23 protein-coding genes are annotated in these 20876 nt (G+C 63.0%); 14 read left to right on the forward strand and 9 right to left on the reverse strand.

The annotated features are described in order from the left end of the window. Positions 1-3 precede the first annotated feature (3 nt). The 3 genes from CYJ07_RS06825 to CYJ07_RS06835 all read right to left on the reverse strand — a co-directional run bounded on the left by CYJ07_RS06825 (position 4) and on the right by CYJ07_RS06835 (position 2539). The gene (locus CYJ07_RS06825) at positions 4-756 is read right to left on the reverse strand and encodes a creatininase family protein (protein WP_104202922.1); all 753 of its coding nucleotides are present in this window, start codon (positions 754-756) and stop codon (positions 4-6) included. 51 nt (positions 757-807) lie between these two features. After that, on the reverse strand, positions 808-1008 hold the full coding sequence (locus tag CYJ07_RS06830) for a tautomerase family protein (RefSeq protein WP_104202923.1): 201 nt from the start codon (positions 1006-1008) through the stop codon (positions 808-810). Between the two features lie 142 nt (positions 1009-1150). Beyond that, entirely contained in the window at positions 1151-2539 is a 1389-nt protein-coding gene (locus CYJ07_RS06835; protein WP_104202924.1) for a putative bifunctional diguanylate cyclase/phosphodiesterase, read from the reverse strand. A 386-nt stretch (positions 2540-2925) separates the two neighbouring features. Here CYJ07_RS06835 and CYJ07_RS06840 point away from each other — a divergent pair, with 386 nt between their 5' ends. Together CYJ07_RS06840 and CYJ07_RS06845 are read left to right on the forward strand one after the other, a co-directional pair. Next, entirely contained in the window at positions 2926-3114 is a 189-nt protein-coding gene (locus CYJ07_RS06840; RefSeq protein ID WP_104202925.1) for a DUF3008 family protein, read from the forward strand. A 106-nt stretch (positions 3115-3220) separates the two neighbouring features. Continuing rightward, complete coding sequence (locus CYJ07_RS06845; RefSeq protein WP_104202926.1) at positions 3221-4687, forward strand: dihydrolipoyl dehydrogenase; 1467 nt, start codon at positions 3221-3223, stop codon at positions 4685-4687. Between the two features lie 21 nt (positions 4688-4708). On the opposite strand, the gene CYJ07_RS06850 is transcribed toward CYJ07_RS06845, so the two are convergent. Next, positions 4709-5896, reverse strand: a complete 1188-nt coding sequence (locus CYJ07_RS06850; protein WP_104202927.1) for a GGDEF domain-containing protein — start codon at positions 5894-5896, stop codon at positions 4709-4711. Between the two features lie 274 nt (positions 5897-6170). Here CYJ07_RS06850 and CYJ07_RS06855 point away from each other — a divergent pair, with 274 nt between their 5' ends. Further along, positions 6171-6524 carry a hypothetical protein gene (locus CYJ07_RS06855; protein ID WP_104202928.1) on the forward strand — a complete coding sequence of 118 codons (354 nt, stop codon included), beginning with the start codon at positions 6171-6173 and terminating at the stop codon, positions 6522-6524. A gap of 10 nt (positions 6525-6534) precedes the next feature. On the opposite strand, the gene CYJ07_RS06860 is transcribed toward CYJ07_RS06855, so the two are convergent. Continuing rightward, entirely contained in the window at positions 6535-9255 is a 2721-nt protein-coding gene (locus tag CYJ07_RS06860; protein ID WP_197038274.1) for an AsmA family protein, read from the reverse strand. Positions 9256-9480: 225 nt separating this feature from the next. Between CYJ07_RS06860 and CYJ07_RS06865 the strand changes: the two genes are divergently transcribed. From CYJ07_RS06865 to CYJ07_RS06895, 7 genes are all read left to right on the forward strand, one after another. Next, on the forward strand, positions 9481-9792 hold the full coding sequence (locus CYJ07_RS06865) for a hypothetical protein (RefSeq protein ID WP_104202930.1): 312 nt from the start codon (positions 9481-9483) through the stop codon (positions 9790-9792). Between the two features lie 43 nt (positions 9793-9835). Then, complete coding sequence (locus CYJ07_RS06870; RefSeq protein WP_104202931.1) at positions 9836-10834, forward strand: NADP-dependent oxidoreductase; 999 nt, start codon at positions 9836-9838, stop codon at positions 10832-10834. Positions 10835-10985: 151 nt separating this feature from the next. After that, positions 10986-11411, forward strand: a complete 426-nt coding sequence (locus CYJ07_RS06875; protein WP_104202932.1) for a DUF2267 domain-containing protein — start codon at positions 10986-10988, stop codon at positions 11409-11411. A gap of 355 nt (positions 11412-11766) precedes the next feature. Then, positions 11767-12072, forward strand: a complete 306-nt coding sequence (locus CYJ07_RS06880; RefSeq protein WP_104202933.1) for a hypothetical protein — start codon at positions 11767-11769, stop codon at positions 12070-12072. 528 nt (positions 12073-12600) lie between these two features. Continuing rightward, complete coding sequence (locus CYJ07_RS06885; protein ID WP_231489559.1) at positions 12601-13410, forward strand: AraC family transcriptional regulator; 810 nt, start codon at positions 12601-12603, stop codon at positions 13408-13410. Positions 13411-13484: 74 nt separating this feature from the next. After that, positions 13485-14096, forward strand: a complete 612-nt coding sequence (locus CYJ07_RS06890) for a LysE family translocator (protein ID WP_104202934.1) — start codon at positions 13485-13487, stop codon at positions 14094-14096. A gap of 90 nt (positions 14097-14186) precedes the next feature. Further along, the gene (locus CYJ07_RS06895; protein ID WP_104202935.1) at positions 14187-15503 is read left to right on the forward strand and encodes a glycerophosphodiester phosphodiesterase family protein; all 1317 of its coding nucleotides are present in this window, start codon (positions 14187-14189) and stop codon (positions 15501-15503) included. An 81-nt stretch (positions 15504-15584) separates the two neighbouring features. On the opposite strand, the gene CYJ07_RS06900 is transcribed toward CYJ07_RS06895, so the two are convergent. Beyond that, entirely contained in the window at positions 15585-15959 is a 375-nt protein-coding gene (locus CYJ07_RS06900) for a nuclear transport factor 2 family protein (RefSeq protein WP_197038275.1), read from the reverse strand. Between the two features lie 256 nt (positions 15960-16215). Further along, positions 16216-16608, reverse strand: coding sequence for an HIT family protein (locus tag CYJ07_RS06905; RefSeq protein ID WP_104202937.1), 393 nt, complete (start codon positions 16606-16608; stop codon positions 16216-16218). Between the two features lie 524 nt (positions 16609-17132). On the opposite strand from CYJ07_RS06905, the gene CYJ07_RS06910 reads away from it, so the two are divergent. Next, a complete protein-coding gene (locus CYJ07_RS06910; RefSeq protein ID WP_104202938.1) occupies positions 17133-18020 on the forward strand; it encodes a diguanylate cyclase in 888 nt (295 codons plus the stop codon). Positions 18021-18209: 189 nt separating this feature from the next. Further along, complete coding sequence (locus CYJ07_RS06915) at positions 18210-18596, forward strand: septal ring lytic transglycosylase RlpA family protein (RefSeq protein ID WP_104202939.1); 387 nt, start codon at positions 18210-18212, stop codon at positions 18594-18596. 108 nt (positions 18597-18704) lie between these two features. Here the strand turns inward: CYJ07_RS06915 and CYJ07_RS06920 are convergent, their stop codons facing one another. After that, positions 18705-19043, reverse strand: coding sequence for a zinc ribbon domain-containing protein YjdM (locus tag CYJ07_RS06920; RefSeq protein WP_104202940.1), 339 nt, complete (start codon positions 19041-19043; stop codon positions 18705-18707). Positions 19044-19227: 184 nt separating this feature from the next. On the opposite strand from CYJ07_RS06920, the gene CYJ07_RS06925 reads away from it, so the two are divergent. Next, positions 19228-19539 carry a hypothetical protein gene (locus CYJ07_RS06925; RefSeq protein WP_104202941.1) on the forward strand — a complete coding sequence of 104 codons (312 nt, stop codon included), beginning with the start codon at positions 19228-19230 and terminating at the stop codon, positions 19537-19539. A gap of 12 nt (positions 19540-19551) precedes the next feature. Here the strand turns inward: CYJ07_RS06925 and CYJ07_RS06930 are convergent, their stop codons facing one another. Then, positions 19552-20418, reverse strand: a complete 867-nt coding sequence (locus tag CYJ07_RS06930; RefSeq protein ID WP_197038276.1) for a helix-turn-helix transcriptional regulator — start codon at positions 20416-20418, stop codon at positions 19552-19554. A 224-nt stretch (positions 20419-20642) separates the two neighbouring features. Here CYJ07_RS06930 and CYJ07_RS06935 point away from each other — a divergent pair. Beyond that, positions 20643-20876, forward strand: a 234-nt coding sequence (locus tag CYJ07_RS06935; protein WP_197038277.1) for an aldo/keto reductase, incomplete at its 3' end; no start/stop codon positions are given.

Consider the following 20876-nt stretch of genomic DNA (forward strand, 5'->3'; position numbering starts at 1 on the left):
AGTCTAGGAACGGCCGGCAAAGGCCCGGTAACTCTCCCACACATCGTCCACCCCGGCCTCGAATAGCCGCTGGCCATGTTCGACGCTGGCAAGCGACGGATCCGAGCCCATGCGGCCATCGGGAAAGCGACGGCGGAACTCGTCGGCATCGCATTGGGCGCTGCCGACGGGTGCGATCCGCGGCGACATCACCACCTCCTTCATTGCCTCGGGTCGCGCGAACCAGGAGAGAGAGATCTCGGAAGCGGTGGCGTGTGAGCCTTCGGCATCGCCGTAGAAAGACGTCGACAGTTCCCGTACCCGCGGTCCGGCAAACCAGTTGCCAAAGGTAAGGTGGAGCTCGGCATCGGACCGAGGGCCGAATCGCATGCTGCGTTCGGTATACACCTCAGCGAAAGCGGCACTCATGGTGCCGACGTTGCCGCCGTGCCCGTTGAGGAAGTATACGTGCGTGAAGCCGTGCCGCGAGAGCGAGGTGATGGTATCGCGCAACACGGCGATCAGCGTGCTGGGCCGCAGGCTGATGGTGCCGGGAAACGCCAGGTGATGCTGGGCCATGCCCAGGTTCTGGGTCGGCGCCACCAGCACCCCGTGGCGCTCGCCTATCTCCCAGGCGATCGTCTCGGGGCAGATGGCATCGGTCCCAACCAGGCCGTTGGGGCCGTGCTGCTCGGTGGAGCCGATCGGCACGATGATGCCGGTATCGCGTTGCAGGTAGGCCTCGACCTCGGGCCAGGTGGCATGTTGCAGCCTCATGCTGTTCTCCCCGTTAGCGCTCTTGGTGACTTCCCATGCGATGACGTGCGATCAGCTCTGGCCCACCTGGGATCTGTCGCACCCCATCATGCCACCCTTGGCCCAGTTCTCGCCGTCCACTTCATGGAAGAAGACCTGAACGCTATCGTTTGGCAAGCCATAAACGTCGGCAAATGCCTCGGTAATGCGACTCGCCAGTTCGCGCTTGCGATCCAGGTCGCGGGAGAATTGCTGAATGGTCACGATGGGCATGGCCGACTCCTTTTGATGACAGAGACATATTCGGCCGAATGCGGTCGCCTCGCAACAATGTCGACTGGAGTGTCGGCTGCTCCTGCGCCGCCGCTGGTCCTTTCCTCCCGCAAGCGCCCCAGCGAACCTCATGTCGTGAGCGCTACTTCCGCTGCATTGGCTTCGGGTCGCTATACTCCATGCGCGACCACAGGCGCCCCTGCAGAAGATCGCAGCCCTGCTCGCGAAGGTAGTCGACCTGGCTGCGTGAGCCGACGCCGCTGGCGGCAACGCGGATACCCAACTCATGGGCCATGCCGATGACCGAACGTACGATCGCTTGATGACGAGCGTTGTCCAGGCAGCCGTCGATGAATAGCGGTCCGAGTTTGAGGGTATCAACGGGCAAGCGGCTGATATGGCTGAGCATCGAATAGCCGCTGCCAAACCCATCGATAGCCAAACGCACGCCGATGACCTTGAGCTGCTCGAGTATGTCGATGGCATGCTCGGGGTCTTGCATCAGGCTACTCTCGGTCAATTCGATTTCGAGCAATTCCGCCGGCAGGCTGCTGTCGAGCAGGGCGTCTCGCACCCGCTCGGGCAGTACGTTCCCCCTCAAGCCCTCGTCGGCGACGTTCACGACCACCCGCACGCCCGACCCCGCCTCGTGCCACGAGTAGGCGTGTCGACAAGCATGGGTCAATACCCACTGGCAGATCGCGTCCACCTGGCCGATGTCGCGCGCCGCACGCATCCATTCGCCCGGCTCCAGCACGCCGAAGCGGGGCGAGTGCCAGCGGGGTTGAGCCGACACCGCCACCACCTGACCACTTTGGGCACAGAGGATGGGGCGGTAGCGCAACTCCAGCTCACGGCGCTCCAGTGCCCCGCGCAAGTCGCAACGCAGGGCAATGCAATCGGGGCCGTCGTCGAGCAGTTCCGGCGAGAAGAAGCAGAACTGTCCGCTGCCACCGACCTGCGCCCGGCGCCGCGCCAGGTTGGCGTGCCGCATGAGCATGGTGACCGTATGGCCGTCATCGGGATAAAGACTGGCACCGATGCAGCAGCTGCCGAGCACCTCCTGTCCCTCCAGTTCGACCGGCTGCCGAATTGAGGTCAGCAAGCCCTCGATCTGCGGCAACAGCTCATCCACATCCGCCACGTCCGGCAGCACCACCATGAACTCGTCACTGCCGAGCCGGCTGACGCTGCCGGTCTCACCGATGAAGTTCGCGATGCGCTGCCCCACTCGTTGCAGATAGGCATCGCCCGTGACATAGCCCAGCGAGTGATTGATCTCCTTGAGCCTGTCGATATCGAGATGCAGGATGCCTACGCGGGTCTCCCGTGCCGCGGCCTGCGCCAACAGCGTCGCCAGCTGCCGCTCGGCTTGGCGGCGTGTCGTCAGACCGGTGATGTCGTCACAGCGGGGCTCGTCGTCACCGAACGCCGGGGGAGAGAGCGAGTGTCGACTGTCACGTGAATGGTCGTGTCGGGTTTGGCTGGACGCCCTGCTAGGCGACCGGCGCCGGGTGGCGAACTGGCGCATGAGATTCCCTTCCCCATGAAAATGGCAGCACAAGGATTAGTAATTATTGATTAAGGAGCCGCATGTCCAACGGCTCGTACTTGGCCAGGGGCAAAAACGTCGGTATGAAATCGTCAAATACCATGGAGTAACAGACTCAGTCAAAAGCCTCCGGTTACTCTTTTAAACCCTTTTTTAAGCCTTCTTCTCAAGTTATTGAAACGTGCGCCGTTTCAGCACATTCCCACACGATGTCACAATCACCGCTTGTTCATGACTACTCGGCAACAAGTTTGGTAACGTATTGAAACATCTGGACTCATTCCGACTGACTAAGATAATTCAAGCAAGCCGGAGAATGAGATCCCACGAAAACGCAAGATCGTTGATAGAAGAAGGAGGACACCATGCCAGCCAAGTCCCAGGCCCAGCAGATGGCTGCCGGTGCCGCCCTCTCAGCCAAGCGTGGCGAGAAGAAAGTCAGCGAACTCGAGGGCGCCGCCAAGCAGATGTACGAATCGATGGATGAGCAGGAGCTGGAGAAGATGGCTTCGTCCAGCCAGAAGAACAAACCCGAGCACAACAGGAAATCGTGACCCAAGGATATGTCGCCACACCTTGACCGGTTTTCGCTTTGACGCTTCCTGACGTGGGCGGGCTACGCTGTAACGTAACGCCAAGAATCACGACAGGAGGCTAGCGATGCAGGAGCGCGACGTCGATGTCGCCATCATCGGTGCCGGTACGGCAGGGTTGAGTGCTTGGCAGACCGCCCGCCACTATAGCGATCGAGTCGCGTTGATCGAAGGCGGCGAGCCCGGTACCACTTGTGCTCGGGTGGGCTGCATGCCCTCCAAGCTACTGATCGCGGCCGCCGAGACCGCCCATCAGACCCGTGAGGCCTCCGGTTTCGGCATTTATACCGGGAACGTGCGAGTCGACGGCCGGGCGGTTCTCGCTCGGGTACGCGAGCAACGCGACCGCTTCGTGGAAAGCGTCTTCGATTCGATGCAGCGCATCGAGCCGGACAATCGCCTGTCCGGCCACGCCCGGTTCGAGAATCCGCATACGTTGCTCGTTGGCGATCGGCTGCGCCTGCATGCCCGCAGCATTGTGATCGCCACCGGCTCTCGTCCGCACTGGCCCGATATGCTGGACGCCGCAGGCGATCGCCTGGTGACCAGCGACGACGTCTTCGAATGGCAGGACCTGCCCGAGTCGGTGGCCGTCTTCGGTCCGGGCATCATCGGCCTGGAACTGAGCCAGGCGCTGCAGCGCCTCGGCGTGCGTCTGCGCGTGTTCGGCAAGAGCGGCTCCATCGGCCCGTTCGAGGACGAAGCCCTTCGCGACTATGCCGACTGCACTTTCAACGAGAGTTTCTATCTCGATCCGGCGGCCAAGATCGAGAACATCGAACGCGATGGCGACCGAGTGGCCATTACCTTCCTCGAGCGCAGCAACGGCAAGCGCCTGACCGAACGCTTCGATTATCTGCTGGCAGCGACCGGCCGACGCCCCAATCTCGACCGGCTCGATCTCGAGAATGCCGGCCTTGTACTTAACGACAAGGGCGTGCCGCACTACAACCCCTTCACCCTGCAGTGCCAAACCGCCGATGGGCAGGGCAGCGCAATCTTCATCGCCGGTGACGCCAATCAGGAGCGTCCATTGCTCCACGAGGCCAACCAGCAGGGGCGCATCGCCGGCGACAACGCCGGGCGTTATCCGGACAGGCGCGCAGGCCGGCGCGTCACCCCCTTCTCCATCGTCTTCACCGACCCGCAGATGGCCACCATCGGCCATAGCCGGCGCGAGCTCGAACAGCACCTGGACGGATGCAGCGGTGTCGCCGTGGGCGAAGCTTCCTTCGAGGACCAGGGCCGTGCCGTGGTAATACGCCGGAATCGCGGACTGATGCGCCTGTACGCCGAACACGGCACGGGACAGTTTCTCGGCGCCGAGCTGTTCGGCCCCCACGTGGAGCATCTCGCCCACCTGCTGGCCTGGGCCATGGAACAGCGCAGCGAGGTCAGCCGTATGCTGGAGATGCCGTTCTACCATCCGGTTCTCGAAGAGGGCCTACGCAGCGCCCTGCGCGACTTGAGCGCCAACCTGCAGCAGGGACCCGCTCTCACCGAGCGGTGCATGGAGTTCGGCCCGGGGGGTTGATCAAGATTATTCCTGATCGGCTCAATCGTTAGCGTATAGCCAGCGTGCCCGGCCCGACGACTTGGCGCGATAGAGGGCCTCGTCGGCCTGACGATAGACATGGTTGGGAGTAATGCCGCGACCGTGTCCCACCAGATAGAGTCCCGCGGAAACCGATACGGTGGCGCGCGGCCCCACGGGTGCCGGCTCGCCCATCGCCTCCACGGCGGCAAGCAGTTGATCGGCCATGGCGGCCGCCTGCTCACGGGTCTCGGTATGGAAGACCACGCCGAACTCCTCGCCGCCGAGCCGGAACACGATATCCTCGCCGCGAGAGAAAACCCGCCCAACGACGCTCGCCAGCCGCTTGAGCAGTTCGTCGCCTTGAGGGTGTCCATAGTGGTCATTAAAGGCCTTGAAGCGGTCGATATCAAACAGCAGGAAGGCCAGCTGGCGGTGGTCCCGGTCATGGCGTGACAGCTCACGATCGAGCACGTCGACGAATGTTCGGCGATTGTAGAGACCGGTCAGCGGATCGTGGCTGGCCAGCTCGGAGAGCTGATCGCTGACCTCACGCAGCCGCGTCATCGCCTGCTTGCGGTGATGCACGTAAAGCGCCATGACAGCCGCTTGAAAGCACATCGCCATGGTGAAGGTCAGGGCTCCATCGAGCAGCATGGCACTATCGCGCAGCCCGGGTCCGAAGCCCGACGAGAGCGCAATGTTGAGCGCCGCCGTCATCAGCAGGGTGCCGGCCAGGCCGCGCCGGATGTCGTCGAGCAACAGGAAGGCCAAGGCAGGATAAATCAATGGCAGGGTCATGGTCAGGGGATTGTTGGCTCCGACGATGGCCAGTCCCAGCAAGAAGACGAACAAGCATAGATGGGTAATGCGTGATGCCATCGTCACCGAAACGCCGCGGCGCAGGGCGACGATGACACCTACGGCGACCGCCAGGCCCGCCATGTCGATGGCCAAACGGCCGAACGTCCCCTCCTTCATTGTCACCAAGTTGAGGATGAGGAAAGTGCCCCAGACGAAGATGGCGGCGCTCTGGATCAGGTTGAGCAGAGTGATGCGCAAGTAGTCGGGGCTGCGCTCCGAGGTACGCCCCCCTGAGGTCAGCAGGTTGCGCCAGATGCGTGACAAAACACCCTGGGGGGCGTCGGGTGGATCATTTCGAGTCGGGCAAGCATGCTGCTCCACCATGACGCGCTCTGGCTTGCTCATTGCCTGTCCTTTCGAATCGTGCCCGGCGTATGCGCTGCAGTGCGTCAGGCCGAGCTTGGCTAAAGTCGAATTAACAAGTTACCAGATTGCAACATAACGGAGTCCAACGCTTTGCACTCGTGCGGGACAGCTTTTCACGCAATCCGACGAACCGCCTCGCCGGACCAATACTCCATGACGAACCCGCCAAGCCGGTCAGCTGGCGTTATGCTGATGAAAGGATCCATCGCCAAAGCGCTCCTCGGAGCGGACGCTCAAACACAGGAGAATCGTAATGGCAGATATCGCTTCCCGGTTGCGGTCGATCAAGGATGGCGTCACACAACTGGCAAGACTCGCCGCTCCGGACCAGAACGATGCCGCCCGCCAACTGGCAGAGACCCTGGGGCGCGAACTCGACCGTGTCATTGACGACGCCACCGATAATACTTTCACGTCACCGGACGACGCCACACCGCCCCTACCGAGCGCTCCTCGTCACACGACGCTGCGCTGTCCGGTCTGTTCTCTGCGCTCGTTCACTTACCGGCCAGGCACGGTGCGCGAAGCTCACGACTCCGCGACAGGCTTCGAGGCACTCTACCACTGCCTGAGTTGCGGTCACGAGGCGTGGATCGAGGTGGAGTGATGCCCTCTCCCTATTCCTCGAATTGAGATAGCGCCCGCTCACAGCCCATGCCGACCTCCTCGCCGCCGCCCGGATCGACCCAAGGCAGGATCGCCAGCGGCGGTGCCACCAGCGCTCCCAGCGCGGAGAGTGCGCCGCGCGCCAGCAGTTCACGGGTCACCACGTCGACTTCCGGCTCGCGCAGCGAGCCCTTGAGCGTTACCGGCGAATTGCCGGTGAACAGGGTCGGGTCCTTGTTGTGACCCTCGAAGGCCAGATCCATGCGTTCCGTTTCCAGGTTGATGGCACCGGCTCCCATGAAGTGGGCGATCTCGGTGGCCATGAAGAACTGCGACAGATCGACCAGACCGTCGTCGGCCACCAGGTGCGCATAGCTGCATTCAAGACGCACCTGCTCCTCGTCGGCCAGTGCTGCTAACAGTGCATTGGCCACGTTCAACGGCAGCAGTTCGGCCGCGATGATGTCCATCCAACCCTGTGACATGGCCAATTCGAGTTCACCGTCTAGACCCGCCATCACCTCATGCATGGAGCGCCCGTGATAGCTCATGTTGCCGCGACCACCGATCGTGCCGAGCGTGTCTTCGGCCACATCGGGCAGCCCGGCCTCGTCCAGCAGCGCCTTGAGGTTGACCTGATCGAGCGCCAGCTCAAGGTTCCCCTCGAGAGCGGCCTGACGCGCATCCATATACCAGGAAGCTCGGACCTCACCGCCGCCGAGCCCCACCTGCAGGGGATCGACCGTCATCACGCCCCGCTCCAGCTCAAGGGTCAAGGCCATGTCAGTGAACGGTATATGCTTCGCCTGGACATCGGCCGCCTCATATTCCAGCACGATATCGGTGCCGCGCAGCGCTTCCAGGTCCCACTCGCGATCGGGAAATACAGCCCCTCCTTGCTGCTCTTCCGCCTCCCAGCGCTGCTGTTCGGCCGAAGCCGTCTCGCCCGGGTCCGTATCCGGCGACATGCCCAGCATCGGCAGCAGGTCGTCCGCCTCCAACTGCTCGGAGGTCAGCGTCGCCCAGAGCTTGGGCAGCTCGCCGAAGCGTAGGCGCACGTCGCCGGCCACGTCGCTGTCACCGAAGGTGCCCTCCATGTCGCTCAGGTTGAGCAGGTCGTCGCGGTAGCGCAGATAACCGCTCACACGGTAGGGAGGCAGTTCGGGCAGGTTGATGCCGGTCAGCTCCGTGATGTCCGCCGGCGAGGGACCTTCCAGGGTGAGGTTGCCCTCCACCGCCTCGAGCGCGAACGGCTGTACGACGCTGCCATCCAGTGCCAGATGGGTCTCACCCGATGTCACCTCGCCGGAGACGGGATAAGGCGTCTCGTCGTCGGTCAGGTCGAGCAGCGGCCCCACCAGCAGGTCAAAGGCGAAGGGCTCCCCTTCGTAGGTGCCGTCACCCACCAGGTGCACCCGGTGTTCGCCCTCGCCTTCGACATTGCGAGAATCGGCGCGCAGCGCCAGCGTCAGGCCCCAGTGCGGCGCGCGATAATCGAGCTCGGTGTCTTCGAATACCAGACCGCCGTTGACCACCCGAGTCTCCAGCCTGCCTTCCAGCGTACCCAGCCGGCCCAGGCCGAAGGGGGCCAGCGCCGCGGTCAGGTCGAGGCGCTCGAAGCGCGCCTGCAGGTCGGCTACCAGACGTTGCTCATCGACTTCGAGCCAACCACTCAGGTTCAGCTCGCGCGGCTCGTCCTCGCCGACCTGCTGCCATGTTCGCAGTTGCTCGATGGTAAGCCGCCCTTCCTCGAGGGTACCCACCACCGTCAGGTCATGCAGCGTCTGGTCGCCATAGCGCAGGCGGCCAAGCGCCAAGTCTAGATCGGCTTCGAAGCTCTCCAAGCCCTCGAGCGTCTCGCCGATGCGACGATCCCAGTCGGGCCGATCCGCGCGCTCCTCGTCGGCGTCGGTCTCGCCGTTGGCCTCGGGCTGGTCGCGCTGTTCGGCACCTCCCGGTTCGGTCAGCCCCCAGCGATTCAGGTCCAGCGCATCGGCCTCCAGCTCCGCCACCAGCCGCGGGACCTCGCGCCCCAGGTCGAGTGACATCGTCCCCTCCAGGCGACTCTCGCCGATGCGTCCTTCGAAATCCTCAATGTCACCGCGACGCTCTTCCACCTCGACGTGCGCCAGCCCTTGGAAGGCCACGGGATCGTCCTGCAAGCTCCCCTCGCCGTCCAGCTCCAGGCTGAGCTCATCGACGCTCTCGCCGGGGGTTTCGAAGGCCACCTCGATATCGATCGCTCGCGTGTCATCGCGATAGGTCAGCAGCCCCTGTTCGATGACGAAGACCTTAGGCCATAGCGGGATCTCCTGCTCCTGCGTCGGCTCTTCATCAAGCAGATCGTCCCAGTTGGTGGTGCCGTCTTCGCGGCGCAGCAGGCGAATCTCGGGGCGGTTCACCTCGACCCGCTCCAACTCGAGTCGGCCCTGCAGCAGCTCGGGCACGTTGAGGGTCAGGGCGAGCTCATCGACGCTCGCCATGGTGTCGTCATCGGCCCAGTCGACATCGGCGACGCGCACCTCGTCGAGCCGCAGGGTCAGCGGCAATCCCCAGGCAATGTCGTGGTCGCCGATCTCGACGTCGCGGCCCAGCTGTGTACTGGCCCGGTCTTCCAGCCAGCCGCGCATCCAGGCGGATTCCAGAAACAGCGCCGCCGACACGAGCAGCAGCAACACAAGGCCCAGGACGATGCCCAGGATCATGCCGAATCGCCGTACTGACTTCGTCATCGTTCCATCCCTGGGGTTAGCGTAAGCCGTTGCCCTAACCATGGACACGGATTCGCCAACGGTCCAATTGTCCCCTCCCCTACGCAGCCATAACCGTTTCGACACAAGCCCTAACCTGCCTCACGCCGTCAAAGCTTCTATGCTGAAAAAAGGAAGTCTGAAAACCGAAGAACGCATGCACCAGGGATAGCAGCGAGATGTTCCCAATCGGAACGGGAGGTTCTCATGAGGGTATACAGACCGGAATGGCACTGCACGTTTGCCGTCAACGAGGGGGCAGGTCGCGAGGCGAGTTGGCGTGAACGCTTCGCCTGGCGCCTGCGGCGCTTCGCCGATCGACTCGATGGCAAGGGCCGCACGGTATCGATCGAATGTCACGTCGAACCCGAAGTCAGCCGCCAGGACATCGACACCTGCCTGGTGAAGGGCTTCGAGGTCACCCATACCCTGCTCAACCAACTCGCCCAGCAGGCGGCCTGCGAAGACGTGATGCGTGATGCCAAAGCCGAGCTCTACGAGCAGGATCCGTATCGCTGACGCCCGCCTGACGCCGCGGCGAGGCCATGCCAAGGAGCGCGACATGCAGGCAAACTTTTTCACCATTCACGACTATCCCCAGGGAACACCCCCGCGGGAGCTGTTCGAATTGCGTCACACAACGCTGCCCGAGCTGAGCGATGACGAAGTGCGCATACGCAATACCTGGCTCTCGGTGGATCCCTACATGCGCGGCCGCATGAGCGGCGTGCAGACCTACGTCGCCCCGTTCGAGCTGGGTGCCCCATTAGAGGGGGCCGCGGTCGGCGAGGTGATCGAATCGCGCCATGCTCGCTTCAAGATCGGCGATCGGGTTCGCCACATGGCGGGCTGGCGCGATCTCGCCCAGCTCAAAGGCGAGGTGGTGGAACCACTGCCGGACCTCGGAGTACCCGAGCAGGCCTACCTGGGCGTACTCGGCATGCCGGGCATGACCGCCTGGACCGGGCTCAACCGCATCGCCAACCTGCGCGAGGGCGACAACGTACTGGTCAGTGCCGCCGGCGGTGCCGTGGGCTCGCTCGCGGTACAGCTGGCCAAGTCGCGGGGCGGCACGGTGGTGGGTATCGCCGGGGCGCCGGACAAGCTGGAATGGCTGGAACAACTCGGTATTCGCACGGTGAACTACCGCGGCAAGGACGCTCAGCAGCTCAGCGCCGATCTCAAGGCGGCTTGCCCCGACGGTTTCGATGTTTATTTCGAGAACGTCGGCGGTGCCTGCCTGGAGGCGGCGCTGAACAACCTGAAGGTCGGCGCACGCATTGCCGTATGCGGCCTGATCTCGCGCTACAACGACGAAACGCCCGACCCCGGCCCCAGCAATCTGGCAATGCTGCTGGTCCAGCGTGCGCGCATGCAGGGCTTCATCATCTTCGATCACTGGACCGAATATCCGCATTTTCTCGAAGAGGTCGGGCCTCGCGTCGCCAAGGGCGAGATCGATTACGAAGAGACCGTCGAAGAGGGCCTCGAGCGGACGCCCGACGCCTTTCTCAAGCTCTTCGAAGGCGCCAACCGCGGCAAGATGCTGGTACGCCTGTAACCCTTCTGCGCCCAACGCGGGAGTCGGTAGCGCAAGGTTACCCATCCCCAAGAGTCGTTACCGACTCCCGCTTGGTTTGTCGTCAGTCTCCTGACTAGTCTTTGTCATGTCACCTGACATCCTTTCGCAAGCACGCATAAGGAGGTGAACGATGAGCGCTACTGGTCTCGATGTCTTCGACAAGACCCTGCAGAAGACCCACGTCTGGCTCGACGATCTGATGGAGGCTCAGCCCGGGATCAGTAAACCGTCGGCCTGGCATACGCTGACTGCTACGCTGCGTACGCTACGCGATAAGCTGCCGGCCGATCTCGCAGCGCATCTCGCCGCACAACTGCCGATGCTGCTGCGCGGCGCCTTCTACGAACAGTACGACCCGGCACGTCAACCCATGCCGCTGCGTACGCGAGAGGAGTTCATCCAGCAGGTCCAGGCGACTCCGGGCATGACGCAAAAAATCGACGCCGAAGCGGTATCGGCCGCTCTTCAAGTACTCTCTCACCACGTCGATGCCGGGCTGGTCGAGAAGCTGCGTCACGCCCTGCCAGACGAAACGCGCGAACTATGGGCGGCCTAGCGGCCACCGGCTAACCCCCTCGTTAAGCGTCGAAACGCCCGGTTGCCGAGAAGGCAGCCGGGCATTTTACGCATTTACCCAGCACACCTTGGCGCCCGGTGGGAAACCGTTCAATCACCGCTCAGGTTTTTCTCGCTCGCGCCGATATATTCCTTGCGGACGTTCACCCTACGACCGCGAGAGGCTCGCCCGTCAGGCATGGAGCCGAGTAGCGGAAAATGATAAGCGTAGCGAAGCGGCACAGTTCGTGAAAGCCCGGTACAAGTTTGGTACGCTTAGAAAGTCTTTTCGTCCAACAAGCGGAGCGAGCAACAACGATCGATCATTCACTACCAAGCCAATGCAGGAGGTACTCATGCGAGTCTACAGACCTGAATGGCGGTGCACGTTCAGCGTAAACGAAGGCGTGGAGGAAGCGGCGGGATGGCGAGAGCGACTTGCCTGGTTCATACGCAGCCTCGCCGACAGGCTGGACGGTAGCGGCAGAACGATCAAGATCGATTACAGCGTGACCCCCGAGGTCAGCCGCGAAGAGGTGGACACCTGCCTGGGCAAGGGCTTCGCCGTCACCCAGAGCCTGCTGACCCAGCTGGCCCACCAAGCCGCCTGCGAAGACGTGATGCGAGATGCCAAGGCCGAGCTGTACGAGGACCACCGCTAGAGGAATACCCGTGTTACCGTTGACCCTGTAGACGCCCCACTCGGCAACCGCCGGCTGGGGCGTCTTGCATCGGAGCGTCGCGTAGCAAATGCCTCTCCGCTGGCTATCAGCACCGATGGCATGAGAAAGCGAGCAGCGGTTACAAAAAACCAATGCTGCATTGCACAAAAACGGTCTATGCTGGGATTGCACCCCAACGGAGGGCAAGCCTATGACCGTTTCGCAACCGTCCCGTACCGGGTTCAACGAAGACGTCCTTCGCTACTGGGCCGATCAGGCCCGTCGCCAGCAGGCGGCCCAGGAAGTTATCAGGGCTTATTTCAATCGCCTGCCAAGTTCGCTTGGCTGACCCATAGGCCTGACTAGCGTAGGCGTACTAAACTTTCCCACAGCCAGTCGGCGAAGCCGGCAAGCGGCACGAACTCGCCGAACTGAGCGCCAGGCAGCTTTCTTCCAACGACCCTTCATCAAAATCCAACAATAATTCCCGACGAGACAGTGGGCCGGGCCCGATACGCAGGAGACACGATGCCAGCCGATCTTCATCGTGCGGTTCCTTACAACACGGGCCTGCCCGGCCTGGTCGCGATGAGCCTGGCCTCGAATCGCGTCTTTCCCCGTCACTCCCATGATCAGTTCGGCATCGGCGTGATCGCGGCCGGTGGTCATCGCTCCTGGAGCGGCACCGGTTGGGTGGATGCCCTGGCGGGCGACATCATCACGGTGAACCCCGGCGAGATGCACGACGGCGCCCCGCTCGACGCCACCGGGCGCACCTGGCACATGCTCTATTTCGATCCCGGCCTGCTCCGCCAGGTCGCGGAAGTGCCTCCGGCCTCGGTCGAACTGACTCGCCCCACCTTCCGCGATGCCCACTTGGGCGAGCAGTTGACGCAGCTATTTCGCCAGGTCGTATCCGCGCCAGGCGATACCTTGGCGGTGGAGGAGCACTGCTGCCGGTTGCTGGGCCAGGCGTTCGACCGCCATGCATCGTGCCGACTCGACATGCCGGCAGTTCCCGGCAACATCGCCCGGGTGCGGCAACGTCTCGACGATGCCCCGCAGCAATGCGTCACGCTGGCCGAGCTGGCCGGTATCGCGGGCGTGAGCCATTATCAGCTGCTGCGCGGCTTCACCCGTATGCTGGGCATCACGCCGCATGCCTACCTGCTCCAGCGTCGGGTGCTCGAGGCCCGGCGCCTGATCGCGGCCGGCCATTCGCTATGCCAGGCGGCGCTCGAAGCCGGCTTCGCCGACCAGAGCCACATGACACGTGCCTTCGTGCGCCAATTCGGCCTCTCCCCGGGCCGCTATCGCCGAGCGCTCTGCCGCGTCTGACGGCTGCAATTTCATTCAAGATTTCCTCGCCCGCCGCGACGACGATGACTGTAATACATCGTCGGAGCCTCGCCATGTCGATCGAATATCTGCTGACCGCACTGCTGGTCGTCGCCTCTCCCGGCACGGGAGTGCTCTTCACTTTGGCCACGGGACTGTCACAGGGTGTTCGCGCCAGCTGGCTGGCCGCGCTTGGCTGCACGCTGGGCATCGTACCGCATACGGTCGCGGCGATAACTGGGCTCGCCTCGCTGCTTAACACCAGTGCAATGGCATTCCAGGTGCTCAAGGGGCTGGGCGTCGCCTACCTTCTCTATATCGCCTGGCGCACCCTGACCTCGCGCGACGCGCTGACGCCCGGCGGCGAAAGCGCGACCCGCCCGGCCCGCGAGTTGATCGCCGCCGGGATATTGCTCAACTTGCTCAACCCGAAGCTCACGCTCTTCTTCCTGGCTTTCCTGCCGCAATTCATCGACTCGCACGCCAGCGCTCCGCTCTGGCAGATGGTCGAGCTCAGCCTCGCCTTCATGTTGCTGACATTTATCGTCTTTATCGTCTATGGCGTCACCGCTGCCGTTCTGCGTCGGCAGGTGACGGCCCGTCCCCAGACGCTCGCCTGGCTACGCCGTGGCTTCGCGGCCGGCTTTCTCGCCCTGGCGGCACGCCTGGCGCTGGCGGAACGCTAGCCTGGCCGCCATCGCTGCGTCTGGCTACGCTCATAAACGGCTGCGGCTTGCCTGCGGCACACGCCAACAAGGAAGAAAGCGAGGCACGTCATGCATAGATCCCTCCCCACCCTGGCCTGCCTGGGCCTGCTGCTTACCGGCACCGCCATGGCCCAGAGCGAATCCGAGAATTCTCCCGAGTGGAGCGATGCCCTGCTCGAAGCGGCGAAGAACGTCACGCTCGGCCCGCGCCCGCTCTTCCTGGTCAACGACATGAGCGAGGAGACCGAGCGCGAGCGCGAACTCAAGAATGAGCTGCTGGAATGCGCCGCACGCCATACCGAATGGCAGCCCACCGAGCTCTCCATCGCCCATCGCGGCGCCCCGCTGCAGTTCCCCGAACATACCCTGGAAGGCTACCTGGCCGGGGCGCAGGGGGGTGCCGGCATCATCGAGTGCGACGTGACCTTCACCAGCGACAACGAACTAGTGTGTCGCCACTCCCAGTGCGACCTGCATACCACCACCAACATCGTCGAAACCGAACTGGCCGAAAAATGCAGCGTTCCGCCCCAGGTCGACCCGGACAGCGGCGAACTGACCAATGCCGCCGATATACGCTGCTGCACCAGCGACATCACCCTGGCCGAGTTCCGCACTCTGCGCGGCACCATGGAGGGCGCCAATACCGAAGCCCGCAGCGTCGAGGCGTACATGGCCGGCAACCCCGCCTGGCGCAGCGACTTGTATGCCACACGCGGCACTCTGATGAGCCATGCCGACAGCATCGCCCTGTTCCGGAAGCTGGGCGTCAAGATGACACCCGAACTCAAGGAGCCCGAGGTCGAGATGCCCTTCAACGGCATGAGCCAGGAGGACTACGCCCAGAAGCTCGTCGACGAGTACAAGGCCGCCGACGTCTCGCCAAGCGATGTCTACGCTCAGTCCTTCAGCCTGGATGACGTGCGCTACTGGGTCGAGCATGAGCCCGAATTCGGCGAGCAGGCGGTGTATCTCGACGATCGCTACGATGACGAAGGATTCGATCATACCGACCCCGCCACCTGGTCGCCGAGCATGGAGGAGCTGGCCGAACAGGGCGTGAAGATACTGGCGCCACCGCTCTGGATGCTGCTGGAAGCCAATCCCGACTTCGGCGAGGGCGACAGCCGGATCGTGCCATCGGTCTATGCCGAACGAGCTCGCGAAGCGGGACTGGAATTGATCACCTGGACACTGGAGCGTTCAGGCCCTCTGGCTGAGGGAGGACAGTGGTATCACCAGACCACGGAAGAAGTGATACGTCGTGACGGCGACAAGCTGATCACGCTCGATACGCTGGTGCAGGATGTCGGCGTCATCGGCGTCTTCTCCGACTGGCCCGCCACCGTGTCGTTCTATGCCAATTGCCTGCAACAGCGAGACTGACCGAAGGCGCCCTGACCGACACGTCCTCGGTCAGGGTGATTTCCTCGTGCAGCGCGATAAGGCGCCCCCGTGGCCCAGGTGCTACCAGGCGGCGCTGAAGGTGTAGTGAAGCGAGAGTACCTGCCAGTGGCCGTCGATCTTTCGCCACAGCTCGCTGAAGAAGAGGGGGGCGCGCTGCTTGACGTCGCCGACGACCTGCCCCATGCCGTGAATCGAGACCACATCGCCGAGCGGCACAAGCTTGAGGGTCAGATCTTCGGCCCGGCTGCCCCGCGCATACCAGCGGTTCGACCCGACGGCATCCGCCACGTAACCAAGCTGGTCCATCTTTCCCTGCAATCCCCTTTCGTTGACGACGATGAAATCGTCGCATTCGATCTCGTCCATCAGGCCAACGTTGCCATCCAGATAGGCGGCGTACCACTGCTGGCGCGTTTCAAGCAATCTTTCGTGCACGTTTGCCCTCCCCTGGCTCACCTACCTGATCGTCACGACCCGTTGCCCACCACGAACGCAGCAGGCTAACGGAGCAATCCATACTAGATCAGCGGCACCCAAGTGGTATCAGCGTTTACCGCCCAGCCATGTAAGCCAGGACGTACATAGTGAAGCGCGCCGCATGGCGTCATTCGTGGCGTCTCCAGCAGGGCAGCGAAGAGGAACCTAAACGTGCTAGGCGCGTCGCCGGGTCGGGCCCGCCCCACGACGCGGTTCAGGCCAGTGCGTCGCGAATGCGCACGGCTGCCTGCGCCAAGGCATCGGGCTCGGCCTGAGGCAGCCCCTCGAGCCGAATGTCCTGCATCGCATCGATCGGCACCAGATGCAGATGCACATGGGGAACTTCAAGGCCGACGATCATCATGCCCACCCGCTGACAGGGGAACGCCTGCTTCTGCGCCTTGGCCAGCTTTTGCGAAACCGTCATCAGGTGAGCGCTCAGGGCGGCGGGCAGGTCGTCCCAGTGATCGATCTCCTCGCGCGGGATCAACAGCAGATGTCCCGGCTTCATCGGGTTTATGGACATGATCGCCACGCACCGGTCGTCCTCCCAAGCGAAGTGTCCCGGCAGCTCGCCTTGCATAATGCGGGTAAAGATACTTGCCATATCGCTTCTCTCCGTGTCGTGGTACGGGATGTTCGTAAGGCCAAAGATGCCACAGGCGGCGCCGACCGCCTATCGCCCAATCACTGTCGACCGCTGCATCCCTGGGGCGATTCCATCGCCGCCGGGCGTCGCCAAAAGGCTACTCGTAACCCAATGATTCGAAACGACTAATCGAAACCGCCCAATATGTGTCGTCAAACGGCAACGTTTCCCTATCTCCGAACCCGGTCTCGCCGCCTCTCCCATCGCTCCAGAGGCCGATAACCAAAAACATCTTATTGTTACGACAGGAAAAACAAATTTCTGGCATTCTTATCGCTTAGAGAGTGGTAGTAGCGAGGTAGGACATTCTCAGTCACGGCCTGGCCGCAGTGTCGATTTGCTTGCGATATGCAGCAAGATCCCTTTAGTTCCCTGCGTACTTAGGCCGCTTTGCGGCCTCTTTTTTTTGGCTGACGCGCCCAGACCATTAGCGCGGCAAGACTCAGCCAGACGAGGAACGGATTCAGCAACGAGGCAACGACATGCGTACGAAATCAAAGCCCACGCTGTACATCAACCCCGGCCTTGCCGGCCTTGTCCTGGCTGTCGCGCTAGCCTTGGATGCAGCCCTCTCGCTCGGCGGCATGGTTCCCGCCAAGGCGGCCCTGTTCCCCAATGCTTCGGCCCTGTTTTCGACGCTGATCCCCAAACTGTTGCATACCGGTGCAGTGGTCGCCTTCGTCAGTGGTGTGATACTCGCCGTGGTGCTGATCCTTCTGCCCATGCGCCGAGCCTACCGCGCCCGCGAGGCGCGCCTGGTGCGGGACCGCAAGCGGCTGGAGGAGCGCAGCAAGGCACTGCAGCAGCAGGCGGCAAGCGACGGTCTGCTCGGCATCGCCAATCGCCGCGAGTTCGAGCGGGTGCTGGACCTGGAGTGGCGCCGTGCCGCCCGCGAGCGTCAGCCGCTCAGCCTGGTGCTCATCGACATCGATTGCTTCAAGGTCTTCAACGACACCTACGGTCATCTGGAAGGCGATGCCTGTCTGTGCCAGGTAGCCAGCGTGTTGCGGGAAGCGGCTGCCCGTCCGGGCGATCTGGTCGCCCGCTACGGTGGTGAGGAGATGGTCATTCTGATGCCTCGCACCGACCTGGACGGCGCTTCACGCATGGCCCAGCGGGTGCATGAAATGCTGGCCGAGCACGCCCTTCCCTTCCCCGCCTCGCCGGTCACGGAACGCGTCACCGTCAGCATCGGAGTCTCCGCGCTCCTGCCCAAGCGTCACATCGATGCGCATACCCTAGTGCGTCAGGCCGATGAAGGGCTCTACGCCGCCAAGGAGAACGGTCGCAATCAGACCGTTGCCGTTCCGCGCCTGCGACTGATCGCCTCGGGGCAGACAAGTTCATTGCAACGGGCCAGTGGTGCCTGAGCGGACAGCGCCGGGTACATCTGCAGCATGATACATGGCCAATCCGCGCCCATCTCAGGCGAACAAGCGCTAACTTCGTCTACTTGCGGGTTGCCGCGATGCCTCCGGGCGGTTACTATCCAGGCTGCTCACCCAGCACCTCATCGATGAAAGCGATAAACGCTGCACGATAGCCCTGAGGTAACCGATATGGGAGCACTACCTAGCCCGATCCGGGCCTTGTGCCTGGCAGGGATTCTGGCGTTCGCTACGGCCGGTCAAGCCCAGGCGCACGAAACGCCTCCTGACATCCAGGAGGGCTTGGCATCCTACTATAGCGACAGCCTCCAGGGTGCCACCACCGCCAGTGGCGAGCCCTTCGATCAGCAGGCCCTGACCGCCGCGCATCCCAGCCTTCCTCTCGGCACCAAGGTGCTCGTCACGCGCCCCGACACGGGGCAGGAAGTGGAAGTGCTGATCAACGATCGCGGTCCCTTTGTCCGGGGGCGCATCATCGACCTCTCCAAACGCGCGGCACGGGAACTCGGCATGCTCAGCCGCGGCATCGCCCCGGTCCAGGTCACTGCCGTGCAGTGACGCAGCAACGCCGCAGCATGAGCGGCCCAATGGGCCGCAATGGCGGAACTGTCCCTCGCGGTCGAAAAGACCACCGGCGCGATCCGCCGGATGGCGTCGCGCTGTGAATCACGCCTTCTTGACGAATTTGGACTTGAGCTTCATCGGCCCGAAGCCGTCGATCTTGCAGTCGATATCGTGGTCGCCTTCCACCAGGCGAATGTTCTTCACCTTGGTGCCCACCTTGACCGCCGAAGAGGACCCCTTGACCTTGAGGTCCTTGATCACGGTGACGCTATCGCCATCCTGAAGCGCATTGCCGTTGGCATCCTGAACGACTTTTTCGTCGGCGCTCACCGCAACCGCCCCCTGCGCCCATTCATGGCCGCACTCGGGGCAGACGTACATGGCGGCATCCTCGTAGGTATATTCGGAGCCGCATTCGGGACAGTTCGGTAATTTGCTCATCGTCATTCGCCTGGATCTGGAAAGCGAGCATCATGCCAGATGGGGGAGTGTGTTACCCGTCGTCCTACTCCGTACCCACTATCATTCGAGACTTCAGTTCAGACGTCTCGGGCCGATATATATTGATGAGAGCTGCATGCGTTGGCGATGGCTCTTTTCCGATGGGTAGTGTGGAGAGCGCAGGATGAACCTTCTGAACATGCCGGGCGATGCGCCGGACTCACTGGCAACCACGCCCTGCCCCAAGGCGGACGACGCACTGTGCCGAAGGCTGGCACGCGCCAAGCTCAAGCTCGACCGCCTGGAGCGAGACGTCACCACGAAAGACCTGAGCGCACTGACGGCGGCTCGGGTGGAGTTCGCCCTCGCGGCGCGTAAAGTGGCAGACGCCCTCGTCGCCCAGGGGCTGGGCTCGGAGGACGCCGACCGCAACGCAACCGAAGCTGCCAAGGGACCGAACGTCCTCCCCCCGGCACCGTGGGAAGCGGGTCGTTGAGCGTGCGCTCGCCTACTGAGGGAACAGCACATCAACGGGATGGTGTATCAGGGACTCCATCTTCTCACGCGTGTCGGTACCGCTCCGGGGCATGTAGGTGATCAGTTGCAAAGGAACGCCGTTGCCGCCGAGCACCCGGAGAATAGCGTAGTCGAAAGCCAGCCGGCCCATGGCGGGATGGTCGTAGACCTTCACGCCATCTAGGGGCAGCAGCACGTCGTGCTCGCTCCACCAAGCGGCGAATTCGGCGCTGTCTTCACATAGCAGGTCGACCAGTTCGTTGAACCAGGGGTCGTCGATGTAGTTGGCATGGACCAAGCGCAGCTTGGCGACGCAGTCGCGGGCATGCGCTTCCCAATCCTTCAGCATCACCCGCATGCGAGGACCGAGAAAAAGCTGGTAGATGCCGTTCCTCTCGAGGCCCGACAGGGCACCCAGGTTGCCGTGAATCACGGTGGCGGCCCGGTTCCAGCCCAGGATGTCCGAGCGCGCCCCAATGACCCACGCCGGACAACTTCCCAACTGATCCATGAGGCTCTGAAGAGGCGAGCTCACCACCGCCTCGCGCGCCGCCTCCTGCCCCCGGGATTCTCCACCGTAACCGGCCAGCGTCAGCAAATGCTGCTGCTCTGCGGGGTCGAGGCGCAGCGCCACGCCAATGCGCTGCAGTGTTTCCTGCGAGGGGCGCACGTCGCGCGTCTGTTCCAGCCAGGCGTACCACTCCGTGCTAATGCCGGCCAGCTCCGCCACCTCTTCCCGGCGCAGCCCAGGGGTGCGCCGACGGGCACCGCGCGGCAGGCCAAGCTGTTCGGGCTGCAGCCGCGCCCGCCTGACCTTGAGGAATGCGGCGATTTCACGCCGCCGAACGCTACTGAGCACTACCGAATCCTTGGGGGGAAGTATGGATACCAGGATAGAGCCTCCCTTATCCCCCGGTTGTGGCTCACCTAAGGTTGTCGTTGCCGTAGCCGCCGTTTCGGTTGGCAGCGCTGAAAAAAGCAACGACGCTGAATGATCAATCGGGCCCCATCAGTATACGCCCGCTCGTCGTCATCACGGCGCTCTACGGCGCACCAAGGAGCGTTTCCACCAGGAGTGACAACATGCACTATCGCAAACTTGGCAATACCGGGCTGTTCGTCTCCGAGCTATGCCTGGGCACCATGACCTTCGGCGGCGAGGGCGAGCTATGGAGCAAGATCGGCGACCTGCAGCAGCGCGATGCCGAGAACCTGATCGCCCGCGCGCTCGACGCAGGCATCAACTTCATCGACACCGCCGACGTCTACTCCGAAGGGCTATCGGAGACCATCACCGGCCAGGCGCTGAAGAATCTC

Source organism: Billgrantia saliphila (genome assembly GCF_002930105.1).
In the GTDB taxonomy this organism is placed as follows: domain Bacteria; phylum Pseudomonadota; class Gammaproteobacteria; order Pseudomonadales; family Halomonadaceae; genus Halomonas; species Halomonas saliphila.